The sequence below is a fragment of the Gilliamella sp. wkB18 genome (genome assembly GCF_001690875.1).
Lineage (GTDB): Bacteria > Pseudomonadota > Gammaproteobacteria > Enterobacterales > Orbaceae > Gilliamella > Gilliamella apicola_A.
Genome location: NZ_LZHM01000076.1, coordinates 1 through 16,733 on the forward strand (window position 1 = coordinate 1; position 16,733 = coordinate 16,733).

Annotated in this window: 13 protein-coding genes and 4 tRNA genes; 5 read left to right on the forward strand and 12 right to left on the reverse strand. The window is 33.5% G+C overall.

All coding sequences use genetic code 11. From position 1 onward, the window contains the following. Together A9G48_RS07780 and pflA are read left to right on the forward strand one after the other, a co-directional pair. Window positions 1–1,252 (forward strand): group II intron reverse transcriptase (locus A9G48_RS07780; RefSeq protein WP_081299262.1); only part of this gene is annotated, 1,252 nt, incomplete at its 5' end. Window positions 1,253–1,574: 322 nt separating this feature from the next. Further along, the gene (gene pflA, locus A9G48_RS07785) at window positions 1,575–2,351 is read left to right on the forward strand and encodes a pyruvate formate lyase 1-activating protein (protein WP_141670316.1); all 777 of its coding nucleotides are present in this window, start codon (window positions 1,575–1,577) and stop codon (window positions 2,349–2,351) included. Between the two features lie 50 nt (window positions 2,352–2,401). On the opposite strand, the gene rarD is transcribed toward pflA, so the two are convergent. The 10 genes from rarD to recA form a co-directional block, all read right to left on the reverse strand. After that, on the reverse strand, window positions 2,402–3,298 hold the full coding sequence (rarD, locus tag A9G48_RS07790) for an EamA family transporter RarD (RefSeq protein WP_034943592.1): 897 nt from the start codon (window positions 3,296–3,298) through the stop codon (window positions 2,402–2,404). A 66-nt stretch (window positions 3,299–3,364) separates the two neighbouring features. After that, the gene (gene serS / locus A9G48_RS07795) at window positions 3,365–4,657 is read right to left on the reverse strand and encodes a serine--tRNA ligase (RefSeq protein WP_034943591.1); all 1,293 of its coding nucleotides are present in this window, start codon (window positions 4,655–4,657) and stop codon (window positions 3,365–3,367) included. Window positions 4,658–4,814: 157 nt separating this feature from the next. Continuing rightward, window positions 4,815–4,891 (reverse strand) — tRNA-Arg (locus tag A9G48_RS07800). Window positions 4,892–4,910: 19 nt separating this feature from the next. Continuing rightward, a tRNA-Arg gene (locus A9G48_RS07805) sits at window positions 4,911–4,987 on the reverse strand. An 18-nt stretch (window positions 4,988–5,005) separates the two neighbouring features. Then, window positions 5,006–5,082: transfer RNA gene (locus tag A9G48_RS07810), tRNA-Arg, on the reverse strand. Window positions 5,083–5,101: 19 nt separating this feature from the next. Beyond that, window positions 5,102–5,194, reverse strand: a tRNA-Ser gene (locus tag A9G48_RS07815). 125 nt (window positions 5,195–5,319) lie between these two features. Then, window positions 5,320–5,523, reverse strand: coding sequence for a carbon storage regulator CsrA (csrA, locus tag A9G48_RS07820; RefSeq protein WP_034943589.1), 204 nt, complete (start codon window positions 5,521–5,523; stop codon window positions 5,320–5,322). Between the two features lie 128 nt (window positions 5,524–5,651). Beyond that, a complete protein-coding gene (alaS, locus tag A9G48_RS07825) occupies window positions 5,652–8,285 on the reverse strand; it encodes an alanine--tRNA ligase (protein WP_034943587.1) in 2,634 nt (877 codons plus the stop codon). A 204-nt stretch (window positions 8,286–8,489) separates the two neighbouring features. Beyond that, a complete protein-coding gene (locus A9G48_RS07830; RefSeq protein ID WP_034943585.1) occupies window positions 8,490–8,993 on the reverse strand; it encodes a regulatory protein RecX in 504 nt (167 codons plus the stop codon). Then, complete coding sequence (gene recA / locus A9G48_RS07835; RefSeq protein WP_034943583.1) at window positions 8,993–10,039, reverse strand: recombinase RecA; 1,047 nt, start codon at window positions 10,037–10,039, stop codon at window positions 8,993–8,995. The genes A9G48_RS07830 and recA overlap by 1 nt, the downstream gene beginning before the upstream one ends. Before the next feature lie 531 nt (window positions 10,040–10,570). Here recA and A9G48_RS07840 point away from each other — a divergent pair. Genes A9G48_RS07840 through A9G48_RS07850 form a run of 3 tightly spaced genes read left to right on the forward strand, consistent with a single transcriptional unit; the run spans window position 10,571 to window position 14,058 of the window. Continuing rightward, window positions 10,571–11,821, forward strand: a complete 1,251-nt coding sequence (locus A9G48_RS07840; RefSeq protein ID WP_034943581.1) for a PqiA/YebS family transporter subunit — start codon at window positions 10,571–10,573, stop codon at window positions 11,819–11,821. Between the two features lie 15 nt (window positions 11,822–11,836). Then, window positions 11,837–13,474, forward strand: coding sequence for an intermembrane transport protein PqiB (gene pqiB / locus A9G48_RS07845; RefSeq protein WP_034943579.1), 1,638 nt, complete (start codon window positions 11,837–11,839; stop codon window positions 13,472–13,474). Continuing rightward, window positions 13,474–14,058: a PqiC family protein gene (locus A9G48_RS07850; protein WP_034943577.1), complete on the forward strand. Its 585-nt coding sequence runs from the start codon at window positions 13,474–13,476 to the stop codon at window positions 14,056–14,058. Before pqiB ends, A9G48_RS07850 begins: the two co-directional genes overlap by 1 nt. Window positions 14,059–14,127: 69 nt before the next feature. On the opposite strand, the gene pabB is transcribed toward A9G48_RS07850, so the two are convergent. Both pabB and A9G48_RS07860 read right to left on the reverse strand, forming a co-directional pair. Further along, window positions 14,128–15,876, reverse strand: a complete 1,749-nt coding sequence (gene pabB, locus A9G48_RS07855; protein WP_034943575.1) for an aminodeoxychorismate synthase component I — start codon at window positions 15,874–15,876, stop codon at window positions 14,128–14,130. Window position 15,877: 1 nt separating this feature from the next. Further along, entirely contained in the window at window positions 15,878–16,453 is a 576-nt protein-coding gene (locus A9G48_RS07860; RefSeq protein WP_065576044.1) for an anthranilate synthase component II, read from the reverse strand. Between the last annotated feature and the right edge of the window lie 280 nt (window positions 16,454–16,733).

The following is a 16,733-nucleotide window of genomic DNA, read 5'->3' on the forward strand; positions in this document are numbered from 1 at the left end:
TAAAAACTCATATGGATTTCGCATCAACCGCTCAACGGCGGATGCGATTAGCCACGTGCATAAGATATTCTCACGCAAAGGGAGTCAAATGAGACAAACGGCGCAATGGGTATTGGATGCCGACATACAGGGATGTTTTGACCATATAAGCCATGATTGGTTAATTGAAAATATTCCGATGAATAAGCGGATATTAGCAAAATGGTTAAAATCGGGTGTAGTGGATATGGGGCAGGTCAAGCGGACGGAGGAAGGTACACCGCAAGGGGGTATTATTTCACCGACTTTGGCGAACATGGCACTGGATGGTATGGACGAACTATTAACGAAACACTTCGGTGTAGTAGGAAATAGACAACGGCGAGCCAATAAGGTGTATATGGTTCGATATGCGGACGATTTTATTATATCCGGAAGTTCGAAAGAATTACTGGAAAATGAAGTTATACCAGTAATGCGTGAATTTTTGAAAGAGAGAGGATTAACCTTATCTGAAAGAAAGACGCGCATTGTTAATATCGAGCAAGGATTTGATTTCTTAGGGTGGACAGTAAAATCATTTAAAGGCAAATTGTTGATTAAACCAAGCAAAAAGAATGTGAAAGCATTTTATCGCAAGGTAAAAGAGACAATAAGTGCAATGAAGATGGTTAAGCAGGACATACTAATAGCAAAATTAAATCCAATGTTAAGGGGATGGGCTAACTATCACCGTAGCATTGTTGCTAAAGAAACGTACAGTAAAGTAGACCATTTAGTCTGGAAAGCGATTTGGCGTTGGTGTTGTCGAAGACACAGTAACAGACGGAAACGATTTGTAAAAGAGAAATATTTTACAAGGATACAAAACAGGGACTGGATATTTGGCACACACACAATAAATCGACACGGTGAAAAGAAATGGATGGAATTACTGCTGTGCAGTAAGACAGAAATTAAACGTCATGTAAAGGTGAAATCGGAATACAATCCGTTTTTACCTGAATGGGAATTATACGGCGAAACGCTTTACCAAAAACGGATGTACGAAGATTATTCGCACAGAAGTCAATGGCAAAGGCTGTATAAAGAACAAAAAGGGCGTTGTGGATTATGTCAGTTACCTATCACAAAAGAGACAGGTTGGCATGACCATCATATTATATACCGTGTACATGGGGGAGATAATAAGCTGGAAAACAGAATATTATTACACCCTGTATGTCATACTAAAGTTCATGCACTGAAGTTAGACGTATTGAAACCGACTTAGCAATAAGTTAATAGGAAGGCTTGAGCTGTATGCGGAGAAATTCGCTCGTACAGTTCTTAGGGGGCGGCGACACAGTAATGTGTCGTTGCTACCCGACTTTAGTTATCTTAATAATTGAATTGAAATAGCGCCTTTAAGGGCGCTATTTTTTTATTATTTTTGTTGGCATTTGATCAAATTTAATTGAATATTATTCTGATTTGTTCGGTATAATTAACTATATAAAAATTATAGCTGATTAGCATAATCGGTATATGTAATGCATCATCTAAGTTAAAATAAGCTTAAAAGCAATGTGGCAATAACATAGAGAAAAACATTTATGGCACAAAATATTATTATGACAACAAAAGAACCTATTAAAGGTCGTATCCATTCTTTTGAATCTTTTGGTACAGTTGATGGACCAGGTATCAGATTCATTGTTTTTTTTCAAGGTTGTCTAATGCGTTGTTTGTATTGTCATAACCGGGATACTTGGGATTTGAAAGCAGGGCGAGAAGTCACCGTTGATGAGTTGATGAAAGAAATTATTTCTTACAAGAGTTTTATTATGCCAAATGGTGGTGGAGTTACCGCTTCAGGTGGAGAGGCAACTTTGCAATCCGAATTTATTATTGAGTGGTTCGAAGCTTGCCAACAAGAAGGCATTAGCACTTGCTTAGATACCAATGGATATGCAAGGCAATTAGATAATACAATGGACAAGCTGATGGATGTTACTGATTTGGTTATGCTTGACTTAAAACAAGTCAATGATGAAATACATCAAAAATTAGTTGGTGTGCCAAATAAACGAGTTCTTGAATTTGCTAAATACCTGCAAAAAATTAATAAACGAACTTGGATACGTTATGTTGTTGTTCCTGGATGGACTGATGATGATAATTCAGCACATCTGCTTGGTAAATTTATTAAGGGGATGGATAATATTGAGCGTGTAGAATTACTTGCTTATCATAAACTAGGTGCATATAAATGGGATACGATTGGTGATAAATATAAGTTGGAAGGCGTTGAGGCTCCACCAAGAGAAACCCTTGATAGGATCCAAGGTATTTTAGAAAGCTATGGTCATTATGTTACATTTAGTAAATAGTAGATAGGTTGTTTTATAAGAGGCACATTCAATTGTGCCTCTTTAAGTATCTATTGTAATCTTTTTCGTTTTATTGCACGTATAACAAAAATCCCACCTTCAAAAGCTAGAACGCAAACAGATAACCAAATAAATCCATATGACACAATATGCTCTGATGAAACTTTTTCATGCAAAAATAATATTGAAATAACGGTTAGCAATACTGGCTCTACATATCCCAATAAACCAAATAATCCCATGGGCAGTAAGCGACTTGCAACAAAATAGATTGCAAAAGCAATCGCCGTGATGATCCCCAAGGTTGGTATATAAATCGGGAAATGAGCAAGATCACTGGTTATCTTGTCTAAATGATAATTTAAGGCACAATATATAAGACATCCTAGGAAGATAAAGAAAAAGTCAGAAAATGTGCCCACAATGCCATCTATTCGCAATTTGCGCCTTGTTATAAAGTAGATCGGATATCCCAAAGCAATAACAGCGGTTTCCCATGAGAAAGCACCAGTGATGTAAATTTCAATAGCAACGCCTAAAACTGCAAGTGCAACAGCTATTTTTTGTAAGAAGCTGAGTTTTTCTTTATAAAAGATTTGCCCAGAAATCACCATTGCTAGTGGTAATAAAAAATAACCTAGCGATGCCGATAATCCATGTCCGTTAAGTGGTGCCCAAATAAAAATCATCATCTGTATTGTGAGCAAAACAGAAGAAAATAATAACCCTAATAAAAAAAGTGGTTGTTGTTTTATTCGTCTAAAAAGTGCAGTTATAACTGACCACTGTTTTCCAACAATGATTAATATAACTATTGCAGGAAATGAAGTTAGTAATCGCCAACAAAAAATATCAACAACAGATAAGGAGTGTAACAAAACTGGGTAGTAATAAAGTAACCCAAATAGACATGATGCCAGTATTGAAAGCGCTACACCTTTTATCATTTTTTTCACCTTTATTAATAAAAAAATAGCGCTAATAGATAGCGCTATTCTCTAAGATAATGTGAGTTATTTAATAAACTCAACACCATTCATATAAGGTACTAAAACAGATGGAATTTTAATTGAACCATCTGCTTGCTGATAGTTTTCCATAATAGCAACAAGTGTACGTCCAACAGCTAGACCAGAACCATTTAGTGTATGTACTAAATATGTTTTATTATCAGCTTTATTTCGATAACGAGCTTGCATGCGGCGAGCTTGGAAATCCCACATGTTTGAGCAAGAAGAAATTTCTCGGTAAGTATTTTGAGCTGGTACCCATACTTCAAGATCATAGGTTTTACAAGAACCAAAACCCATATCGCCGGTGCATAACACAATTTTTCGATATGGTAATTCAAGTAATTGTAATACTTTTTCTGCGTGAGCAGTTAACTCTTCTAATGCCTTCATCGATTCTTCAGGCTTAACAATTTGAACTAATTCTACTTTATCAAATTGATGCATACGAATTAAGCCACGAGTGTCTTTACCATAAGAGCCAGCCTCAGAGCGGAAGCAAGGAGTATGTGCTGTCATTTTTAATGGTAATACACTTTCATCAAGGATTTCATCGCGCACAAGATTAGTTACAGGTACTTCGGCAGTTGGAATTAATGCATAATTGCTGCTTTCAGTTTCTTCATCAAGCGGTTTAGTATGAAATAAGTCACCTGCAAACTTTGGCAATTGTCCTGTTCCAAAAAGTGTCGCTTGATTGACTAAATACGGTACATAAATTTCGGCATAACCATGCTGTTCTGTGTGTAAATCTAACATGAATTGAGTAATAGCACGATGTAAGCGTGCTATTTGTGATTTCATAACCACAAAACGTGCACCAGTGAGTTTTACCCCTGCTGCAAAGTCAAGATCACCAAAGCGTTCTCCTAATGCAACATGATCTTGAATTGGGAAATCAAATTTTCTTGGTGTGCCAAAGCGAGAAATTTCAACATTATCATTTTCATCTTTTCCATCAGGAACAGAGTCATCAGGAATATTTGGGATAGTGGAAGCGATATCTTTAATTTTGCTTAGTAGGATATCAAGCTCTGCTTTAGCGCTATTGAGTTTTTCACCAAGTTTATTGACTTCTTCACGAACAGCTGTAATATCTTCGCCTCGTGCTTTTGCTTCGCCAATTGCTTTTGAACGAGCATTACGTTCGGCTTGTAAGTTCTCGGTTTCAACTTGTAATACTTTGCGTTTTTCTTCTAAGTGACGAATCGTATTAATATCTAATTTAAAGCCTCGTCGTGCTAATTTGTTAGCAACGAGATCTAATTCATTTCGGAGTAAATTCGGGTCCAACATAAAAAAAGTCCATTGTCATCTATTAGAGGATATCTTTCTACTTTAGTTGTTATTCTAATATAGCTAGTAGAACATTTAAATCAAAAAAGCAGATTGATAATAAATATTAATATTTGTTGGTGTAGTATACTAGATTTATATCGGGATTCAACCGAAATGGCGCACCCGAAGGGATTCGAACCCCTGACCGCTCGGTTCGAAGCCGAGTGCTCTATCCAGCTGAGCTACGGATGCGTGTAAGTTCGTAAAAAAATGGTGCATCCGAAGGGATTCGAACCCCTGACCGCCCGGTTCGTAGCCGGGTACTCTATCCAGCTGAGCTACGGATGCATTTTGAATTTCTTAAAATGGTGCATCCGAAGGGATTCGAACCCCTGACCGCCCGGTTCGTAGCCGGGTACTCTATCCAGCTGAGCTACGGATGCATATTTTAATTTTTAAAAATGGCGGTGAGAGAGGGATTCGAACCCTCGATGCAGCTTTTGACCGCATACTCCCTTAGCAGGGGAGCGCCTTCAGCCTCTCGGCCATCTCACCAAAAACAACTACGACTTCAATTGAACAACAAAATCATAATGTGTGGCGCACATATTACGTTTTACAAAAAATAAGTCAAACATTTTTTTGTTTCCACGTTCTAGTTGTTTATTTCATGCCCAATATTACTCATCGGGCTCAGAATTTTCATCAATTTTGTTTTGCTGAGCTTGATGAATTCTGTTATATATTTCTTCTCTATGAATAGAAACTTCTTTAGGTGCATTGATACCAATTCTTACTTGGTTGCCTTTTACGCCTAAAATTGTAATAACAATATCGTCACCAATAATTAGTGTCTCACCTACTCTCCTAGTTAATATTAACATTAGATCTCCTACTCTCAGTTATTAATATATCCAAATTATTATAAAAGTAGCTTCGTTAGCCACCACCGATAAGAACAAAGATGGATTTTACAGGTTACTCATTTGCTTTTCAAAAACTTGCAAGTTTACTAACCTGCTTGTAATTTTTTACTGATTTCCTGTTTCACAGAAGATAACGCTCCTGGTAATGCCAAAATATCCATTCCACCTGCTTGGGCGAAGTCAGGCCGCCCACCGCCTTTACCACCTAGTTTTAATGCCAATTCAGATACTAATTCGCCAGCTTTAACAATTGTTATTAGATCATTTGTTACACCAGCGGCTAAATTGATTTTGCCATTATTGATAGCAGCTAAAATAATTACTCCAGTTTTCAATTGATTTTTAAGATCATCAACCATTGTACGTAATGCTTTCGCTTCGACATTTTCAAGTTTAGCAATTAGTAAATTTTTATTATTAATTTTTTCACATTGATTGAGTAGTTGAGCACTTTCCTGGCTGGCTTTTTGTGCTTTCAATTGCTCAATTGTTTTTTCTAATACCTTAGTTTGATAAATCAATTGTTCAACCCGCGCTAATACTGTCGATTTATCGCTTTTAACCAGTTGTTCAATCTGATTTAACAAATTGGATTCATGGTGTATGTACTCGATTGCATTTTGCCCTGTTGTGGCTTCAATACGGCGCACACCAGAAGCAATGCTCGATTCAGAAGTAATTTTAAACAACCCAATATCACCAGTTCGATTTACGTGTGTTCCACCACAAAGTTCTATTGAGAAATCACCCATTGTTAAAACCCTAACAATGTTTTCATACTTCTCTCCAAATAGCGCCATGGCACCTTTGTTTTTTGCATCATCTATTGGCATAAATTCGATGTCAACCTGCAAATTATGTCGAATCTGCTGATTCACAAGGTTCTCAATTTCATTAATTTGTTCTGGCGTAATGGCTTGGTTATGTGAAAAGTCAAAACGCAGATAATTTTCATTAACAAGTGATCCTTTTTGATGGACATGATTGCCTAAAATTCTTTGTAAAGCAGCTTGTAATAAATGTGTAGCTGAATGATTACGACGGATACGCTCACGTAACTCAATATCAATTGCTGCTGTGACATTATCACCAACTTTTAAAGATCCTTTGATAACATGGCCCAAATGACCAATACTCTTACCGTATTTTTGGCTATCTAAAACGCTAAATTCTAGATTCGCAGAAGTTAATAAACCTTTATCACCAATTTGACCACCTGATTCACCATAGAAAGGTGTTTTATCTAAGATGACAATAGCATCATCACCGGCATTAATGCATTCAACTTTTTGACCATTTTTAAAAATGGCAATCACTTTGCCTAATGATTCTGTATCTTGATAACCTAAAAATTCTGTTTTATCATCAAGTTTTATAACATTACTATAATCGACACTAAATGAGCTTGATTCACGCGCTCTTTTTCGCTGTTCTTCCATACATTGATTAAATCCAGATTCATCAATAGTAATATTTTTTTCGCGACATACGTCGGCGGTTAAATCTAATGGAAAACCATAAGTGTCATATAGCTTGAATGCAACATCGCCTGGTAATATGGTTCCTGTTATTTTTACTAATTCTTGATCAAGTAAAAATAGGCCACGTTCTAACGTCTTTAAAAATTGTTCTTCTTCAATTTTTAATGTATCTTCGACAATTTTACGATTTTGGTTAAGCTCCGTTGCGGCAATGTCCATTACATCAATTAATGGTTTAACCAGTTTATAAAAGAAAATTCCTTTAGCGCCTAGCATATGACCATGGCGCACTGCACGTCGAATAATACGTCGCAATACGTAACCACGACCTTCATTAGATGGTAAAACACCATCAGATATTAAAAATGCACAAGAACGTATATGGTCTGCAATAACACGTAACGATTTACTTTCAAGATCGCTTGTTTCTATAATCTTCGCTGCTTCTTGGATCAATTTTTTGAACAGATCAATTTCATAGTTAGAATTGACATGCTGTAATACAGCTGCAATGCGCTCAAGTCCCATACCTGTATCTACAGACGGTTTAGGAAGAGGTTCCATAATACCATTAGAATTACGGTTGAATTGCATAAAGACAATGTTCCAAATTTCGATAAATCGATCACCATCTTCCTCAGCACTTCCTGGGGGACCTCCCCAAATATGATCACCATGGTCATAAAAAATTTCTGTACAAGGTCCACAAGGTCCTGTATCACCCATTTGCCAAAAATTATCAGAAGCATAGGGTGCTCCTTTATTATCACCTATACGAATGATGCGTTCTTTAGGTATACCAATTTCATTTTCCCAAATTGAAAATGCTTCATCATCAGTTTCATAAACAGTAACTGTTAATTTTTCTTTAGGAATATTAAACCATTTTTCACTGGTCAGTAATTCCCAAGCAAAATAGATAGCATCGCGTTTAAAATAGTCACCGAAACTAAAATTACCCAACATTTCAAAAAATGTATGGTGTCGAGCTGTATAACCTACATTATCAAGATCATTATGCTTACCGCCTGCCCGTACGCAGCGTTGTGATGTAGTCGCTCTGGTATAAGAACGCTTATCAATACCAAGAAATATATCTTTAAACTGGTTCATCCCAGCGTTAGTAAATAATAACGTTGGATCATTATGTGGAACAAGGGAACTACTAGCGACAACTTCGTGTCCTTTGCTTTGGAAAAAGTCAAGAAAATTTTGACGAATTTCTGCAGTACTTTTCATTTATGCTTCCATATAAAACGATAGATTTTTAAACATAGTATATACCCGTTTACAACTAAAGTTGAAATACAAATATTCTATATATCTGCAGTGAATCTAGCTTATATTACAAGTAAATAAGGAAAAATAAATGACCTAGCGAGCTTTATTCGTAATGGGTATTGTCTTAATTTTGTTGCAAAGTATTTTAGATATTTTATAAGTTCAAGTCAACAAACTGTGCACATTTTTTATATCATCTTGTGTATAGCCTCTTGTTAATAAAAATTGTATGCTTTTTTGCCACAGCTGTTTATTCTTTGGATCAATTTTTTTAAATTTCTTAACTAATTGCTTATAAGCAATATTTGACCATTCTATATTCGACTTATTTAGAAGGTCATAGCTGAGATCTTTTTGTAAACCTCGTTGTTTTAATTCAAGTGCAATTTTATATTTTCCATAACCTTTATTTGCTCGCATAGTAATATACTTTTGAATATATTGACTATCATTTATCCAGTTTTGGCTAACACAGTATTCAATAACATCGTTGATTTCTGTATTAAGTTGATTTAAATGTACTTGATAATCATCGTCATTTGAATGAGCGATTTTGTTGGTAAAATATAATATTATTTTTTTTGTTAATTCATACGATGAATGATCGCGCTGTGCAAGTAATTGCACAGCTTTATTTAAGATTAACTTATTGAGTTTTTTAGTCATTATTCAAAGCTTTTATCCTCTGATGAAATGACCTCATCTTCAGCAGAAAAAATAGCAGGATTATTTAGTAGTAATTCACGTAATTTTATTTCAAGCTCGTTAGCAATCTCAGGATGTTCTTGCAAAAACTTAATTGCATTAGCTTTACCTTGACCTACTTTTTCACCGTTGTAGCTATACCATGCTCCAGCTTTATCTACTAATTTATTTTTTACTCCTAAATCGATCAACTCTCCATATTTAGAAATACCACAGCCGTAAAGAATCTGGAATTCTGCTTGTCTAAATGGTGCTGCAACTTTATTTTTAACTACTTTAACTCGAGTATCACTACCAATAACATCTTCTCCTTCTTTTACTGCACCAGTACGGCGAATATCTAAACGAACAGATGCATAGAATTTAAGTGCATTACCACCTGTGGTTGTTTCTGGATTTCCAAACATGACACCAATCTTCATACGAATTTGGTTGATAAAGACGACTAAGCAATTGGCATTTTTGATATTTGCGGTTAGTTTTCGTAACGCTTGTGACATTAAACGTGCTTGTAACCCCATATGAGAGTCACCCATTTCTCCTTCAATTTCTGCTTTAGGTGTTAATGCAGCCACTGAGTCTACAATAATAACATCAACAGCACCTGAACGAACCAAGGCGTCACAAATTTCAAGAGCTTGCTCTCCTGTATCAGGTTGAGAAACTAATAAGTCGTCAACTTGAACACCTAATTTAGCCGCATAAATTGGATCGAGTGCATGTTCAGCATCAATAAATGCACAAGTTTTACCTTCTTTTTGAGCTTGTGCTATGACTGATAAGGTAAGTGTTGTTTTACCGGATGATTCTGGTCCAAATATTTCGACAATTCGCCCCATTGGTAAACCACCGATACCTAATGCAATATCAAGTCCTAATGAACCGGTAGAAACAGCATCAACGTCTAAAGTTTGAGTATCACCCAAACGCATGATTGAACCTTTACCAAATTGTTTTTCGATTTGACTTAGTGCTGCTGAAAGTGCGCGTTGTTTGTTTTCATTCATATAATAAAATTCCAATGTGTAAGGATATAGTTCTACATTATACTGTATTGTTATACAGTATCAAGTCTTTTTATTTTAAATAAATACCAAATTAGCTAAGCAAATAATTAAGAATACTTATAATAATGCATATTAATAATTATGTTTGAATTTAAAAAATGGTGTTGAAATCGTTATATTCAAGTATGAAGGTGAATAATTATTAATCTTTTTAATTCATTATTAAAATGTTCAAAAAAGGCAGAGGTAAATTGTTATATAGTCTAAATAATATTTTGATTAGAGATTATTTTTTTGTTTAAATTTAGTAAAATTTTTATTAAATCAAATTCTATAGTTTAATTCTGTTGGTTATTTTCTAAAAAATATCATTGGTTCTTATGACAAACAAATTTCCATTTTATAGTAAGCGTATTAATAGAGTTTTACACGTAAGTATTTTAGCAAAAATGTTTAAAGAATCGAACTTAAATGCTATGCTAATCTTAACTATCTTTACATATTAATGTAAGGTTCAAATAAAGGAAAATAATGATACTTGATAAACAACATTACGATTATGTTTTGTGCTCCCACTGCGATTTAGTTGTAGAAGTTTCGGGCGTTATTTTAGAACATAAAGCTGTTTGTCCTCGTTGTAATACGACATTAGCTAAAAATGAGGCTAATATGAAGTTTAAAGCAATTATATATGCCATTTGTTCATTAACAATGATTATAATCGCTTGTAATTTTGTTTTTATTGACATTAGGCTTGTTGGAAATTTTAATGGCGTGAGTATTTTAGATATTCCTGATATCTTATTTTTTGATAAATATAGCTATATTTCAGCGCTTTTTATTCTTTTTGTATTACTTTTTCCTATTGTTAATTTATCAATTATTGCTTTGCTATGTTCTAAAATAAAATTATCTAAGTACCGTAAAAGAGATCTTCTTATTGTTTATAAAAAGCTCCAATACTGGTGTATGCCTGAAATTTTTCTTACTGGTATTTTAGTCAGTTTTGTTAAATTAATGAGTTATGGCGATATCGGGATAACTAGTACTTTTTGGGCATTTTGTTTGTTTGTATTTTTTTATATAAAATCGATAGTTATTTTTTCACCGGAAGCAATTTGGCAAGAAGTTCATCGCAATAATTTTACAGATGGTGTGTTAAAAACTGGTAAAACGGGAATTAGCCAGAATTTAAAACTTTGCGGATGTTGTCAAGCTATTTTACCTGTTTATTATGTAAAATGTCCTAGGTGTAAGCAAAAAAGTAAAATTAGGAATCGTAATAAAATACAATGGACAATTGCTTTATTGGCAACTTCATTGATTATTTATATTCCTTCTAATTTATATGGGATTATGGTTACCGTTGTCTTTGGTTCATCATCAAGTTCAACGATTATGGATGGGGTGATTTATATGTGGCAAGTTGGTGATATACCTGTGGCACTGGTTATATTTACTGCTAGTGTAATAATTCCGATTTTAAAAATCATTTCATTAAGTTGGCTTTGCTATTTTGCTTTGACTGTAAAATGGAAAAATAAAAGTAACTGTCTAAAAATGAAAAAGTTATATAGTGTAGTCGAATTTATTGGCAAGTGGTCAATGATTGATATATTTGTGGTTTCTGTGATTTGTTCTTTAATTAGAAATCAGCAAATGATGGGAGTTTATCCTGATATTGGCGTGACATTTTTTGCAACAGTAGTCATTATTACTATGATTGCATCTCAAAAATTTGATCCTCGATTAATATGGGATCGTAGACCAATTAGAAATTAATGTTATAGGAATAATATGACAAATTCACATAAATTCGCAAGAATAATTAAAATAAGAGCTATTTCAGCAATCTGGATTATTCCGATTGTGACTGCAATTGTTGGGCTTTGGATAATTTATTCCCATTTTGCTGATAGAGGCACTTCATTTATCTTACTTGCTAAAGATGCAAATGGTATTATCGCAGGAAAAACGGTCATTAAAAATCGAAGTGTTGATGTCGGTATTGTCGATGAAGTCACATTATCAAAAGATTATAAACAAGTGGTAATTAAAGGCCGTATTTATAATGATATGGAACCATTATTGAAAAATGATTCTATTTTCTGGGTGGTAAAACCTGAAATTGGTCGAGATGGAGTGACAGGATTAGGTACTATTTTATCTGGGGTCTATATTGAGTTAGCAGCAGGAAACGATACACATAATTTTAAAAATATCCCTTTCATTCTATCGGATAACCCACCATTGTCAGATCCAAGTATAAAAGGGATTCGGCTGAATTTAGAAAGCGATCAAACTGGTGTGATCCCAAGAGGTGCATCTGTTATGTTTCGTGGGTATAGGGTAGGTAACGTTGAGACTTCAGTATTTGATGTGGATGCGCGTAAAATGAAATACCAAATTTTTATAACTCAACCTTACGATGCATTAGTGACACAAAATGTTCGCTTTTGGAAAGAAGGTGGCGTAAATTTAACTTTATCTTCAGCTGGTGCAAGATTAAATGTCCCTTCTTTAGATGTTTTAATGTCAGGTGGTATTAGTTTTGATTTGCCAGATGGCTCTAAGTTAGGTGCGCCAGCAAAACAGTATGCCATATATACATTATATGATGATAAGAAATCGATACAAGAATCACAGTATACGGATTATAAAGAGTTTCTTATTATGCTTTCAGACTCAATATCTGGATTAAATGTAGGTGCCCCTGTTGAATATCATGGTATAAGGCTAGGTACAGTAAGTAAAGTGCCATTTTATACAGATGAAATGTTAAAAGAATCATCAATATTAAATCAAAAAGTTCCTGTATTAATTAAAATTGAACCTGAACGGCTAACAGAATTGGTTGATGAAAAAATCGATATTTCAACATTGATAATGAAAGAACAAGAAAAAGGTTTAAGAGCTTCATTAAAAACATCAAATTTGTTCACAGGAGCTCTTTATATTGATCTCGATTTTTACCCTGATTTAAAAGATCAATATAATGTAAAAACATCAAGGCAGTTTGGTTATGATACTATTGATACAACATCAGCAGGTATCGCTCAGATACAATCAAAAATATTACAAGTGTTGGACAATTTCAATAATTTACCATTAAATAAAACAATGAATCAACTTAATCGATCTTTGGCTTCAACTGAGCACTTGATGAACTCATTAAATCAGATTATGTCTAGTAAAGAGATGCAAAATATACCAAAAGATATGCAAAAAACATTACGATCATTAAGTGATACTTTACGAGAGTTGCAACCTGGATCAGATATGAATAATCAAATAAAAGAAAATCTACAAAAATTACAACAAATGATGGATGAACTTACTCCATTACTTAATACACTTAATGATAAGAGTAATGCACTTATATTTTCAGCACCAACTAAACAAGATGAACAACCAAAAGCAAAAGGTAGAAAATAATGAATAAAATTATGAGAAGATTTTTGGTGATAGTAACTGTTACATCATTAATAACTTTAGTGGGTTGTTCTTCAGGAGGAGTAGATAAAAGCTATTTTCAATTAACTAGTGATGTGAATAAGCAACCTTCTAACACACTAAAAACAGCTAATCGTTTTATTTGGATTGAATCAGTTAATGTTGCTAGCTTTTTGAATAAACCAGGTATTGTTTTACAAACTGAAAATATTAAGTATGTTACTGCAACACAAAATTTATGGGCATCTTCATTATCACAACAGCTAAGTGGGCGTCTGGAGCAAGATTTGACAGTATTTTTGCCTAATTATCTAATTTCAAGTAAATCAATCACTACGCCCACGTTAACAGTTAAATTATTTATTGATGGTTTTCATGGAAGTTATACTGGTGATGCGGTTATAAAAGGGCGCTGGGTAGTCATAGATAGTCATAATAATATTTGGGCTAAATCATTTGAACATTATATTCCTTTAACCAATAACGGTTATGATGCTTTAGTCAAAGCGTTATCAAAAGGTTGGCAGGATGAAGAATTAGATTTTGCAAATTTAATAAAGCACTAATAAAAAATATTAATAAAACAAAATTTTTCAGTCATAATCAATACGGAGGTTTTAATATTAATTATTAAATTATGTTAATTGATTTTTAAATTGATTAAATACATTATCATCGATAGTTACCCATTTGCGAATACTGTTTATAAAAGCGATTTTTTCAGCGAATAAAAGCTCATCTTTTAAAACGGTTTTTTCTACCAGCAATTGATGTTTTTCCAAATAAAATTGTCGCATTGTGCCTGCGAGTAAACCGGATGATGTTTTAGGTGTCACCCATTGATTATTAATTAGTAATGCGATATTACCATTGACAAATTCAGTTATTTCATTGTGTTGATTGAAATTAATAAATTCTTTGCCAACAGTTAACTTAGGAAAATGGTGACGGTTAGATGTCTTATGATATAAATAAACATTATTATTATCAACACAATGTGGTGCTAAGGCAATCTTATTAATACTAATAGGTTTATTTATAAGGTCACTGTCGATACTAAATTGTCCGTTTTTTTTAAGTAACACCCTAATTTTATAACTGTTTTTAGATAAGGAGTTGGTTAAATTTATAAGTGTTAGTTTGATTACATTAATATCACACTTAAAATCAAAATAGTAAGCAGATTCTGCGAGTCTTGCTAAATGTTCATCTAGTAAAAACAGTTCTCCTTCTTCAAGTAATACTGATTCAATTATATTTTCTGGTATTGAAGCTATACGATTTAATATTGCTAATTTTGCCAAAATTTCATTGTATTCATCTTGGGCTGTTGAATCCCATGTAATTCCGCCACCAACACCATAATGCATTTGTTGATTATGAATGGTTAGTGTTCGAATTGGGATATTAAATATCGCTTTTTTCATATATGGTTCAATATAACCAATGGTTCCGCAGTAAACTCCTCTTGGTGAATTTTCAATTTGTGTAATAATTTTCATTGTGCTTGTTTTTGGGGCTCCAGTTATTGAACCACAAGGGAATAAAGCTTGAAAAATTTGATATAAACTTGTGTTTTCTTTCAATTTACCTTGAATTGTCGAAGTTAATTGCCAAACGGTAGGATATTTTTCAATAGAAAATAAATTAGGCACTTCAACAGAGCCAGGGAGTGAAATTTTGCTTAAATCATTACGCAATAAATCAACAATCATCATATTTTCGGCTTGGTTTTTCTCAGATAATAAGTGGACTAATTGTTGCTCATCTTGTTGATTATTCATACCGCGGGCAGTTGTGCCTTTCATTGGTTTTGTTATTATGGTTTTATTATTTAATTTAAAAAATAGCTCTGGTGAAATGGATAAGATATGGGAATCCTCAAATTCAAGGTATGCACAATAATGTGCTTGATTATTTTTTTGTAAAAAATGGTAGTAATCAAGCGGGGTTGCATTAAAGGCTGTACTGAATTGAATCGTATAATTAGTTTGGTAGGTGTTACCCAACTCTATTTGTGAACGAATGAAGTCAATTTTTTTATGATATTCTTCAATTGATGTATCACATTTTAAATCAAATTTAAAAGGATCATAATCGTTTATTATTGTTGATTCAGTAATTGAAAAATTTTGGTATATACCAAATAAAAGTAATGGTAGCCCATTATTGGTTGAATTATGAATAAATTTAGTTCTGTTTGATTTATTGAACCCCATTGCACATTCATAGGTAAGATAGCCCACCGCATAATAACCTTGCTGAGTAAACTTTTCTATCTCATCTAATTGTTGTTTTACAGTTGTATAATCATCTGCTTTTAAAATTTTTATTGGATCACAAAAGCATTTATGCTGACCTTCAAAATCAATATAGATTTTCATATTAATAGCACTTGTGAACAAAGTTATACATCATTTGCAATCCTGATTCGGTTTTTATGGCTTCTGGGTGAAATTGAACTGATTCAATTGGTAGTGTTTTATGACGTAGACCCATGATTAGTCCTTGTTTGTTACGTGCAGTGACGATTAGTGGTGAATTTTTTTGCAAAAGCTTATTGTAAGCAATTAAAGAGTGATAACGTACTACAGAAAGAGGGTTTTTAAGTCCTAAAAATAAGCCTTGCCTATCATGAGTGATTTCATCGATTTTGCCATGCATGGGAGAGGGGGCTTTAGTTATCGAATAGCCAAAATGTTGTGCGATAGCTTGGTGCCCTAAGCAAATTCCAAGAATTGGACAACAGTGAGCAAACGTGTCAACCACTGAAAGTGATATACCAGCATCATTGGGTGTTCCAGGACCAGGTGAAATAACAATTTTAGAAAAAGTTAACTTTTTTAACTGTTCAATCGTCATTTCATCATTTTTGATAACAGCAACCTTAACACCTGCTCGACAAAGATAATCGTAAATATTAAACGTAAAGGAGTCATAGTTATCAATTAATAAGATCAAAATATTTGCCTACTATTTACTTAAATTTTTTATTGCTGTATTGCCAATTAATAGATCTTATTACATTTCTATCTGATTAGAAAATTTTTTTAATTCTTTAATATTTTTATAAAGTTAAATAGATAATAAAATTAATATAAACTTAACCGAGAATATAAAAATAATAGCAAATGCCTTAGAAAAAATGAAGTTATATATGAGGTAGATGATAGAAGAAATACCAAATAGTAATGCCGAGTATTTATTAGGGAAACGTTAATCCGTTGGACAATAGGTATAA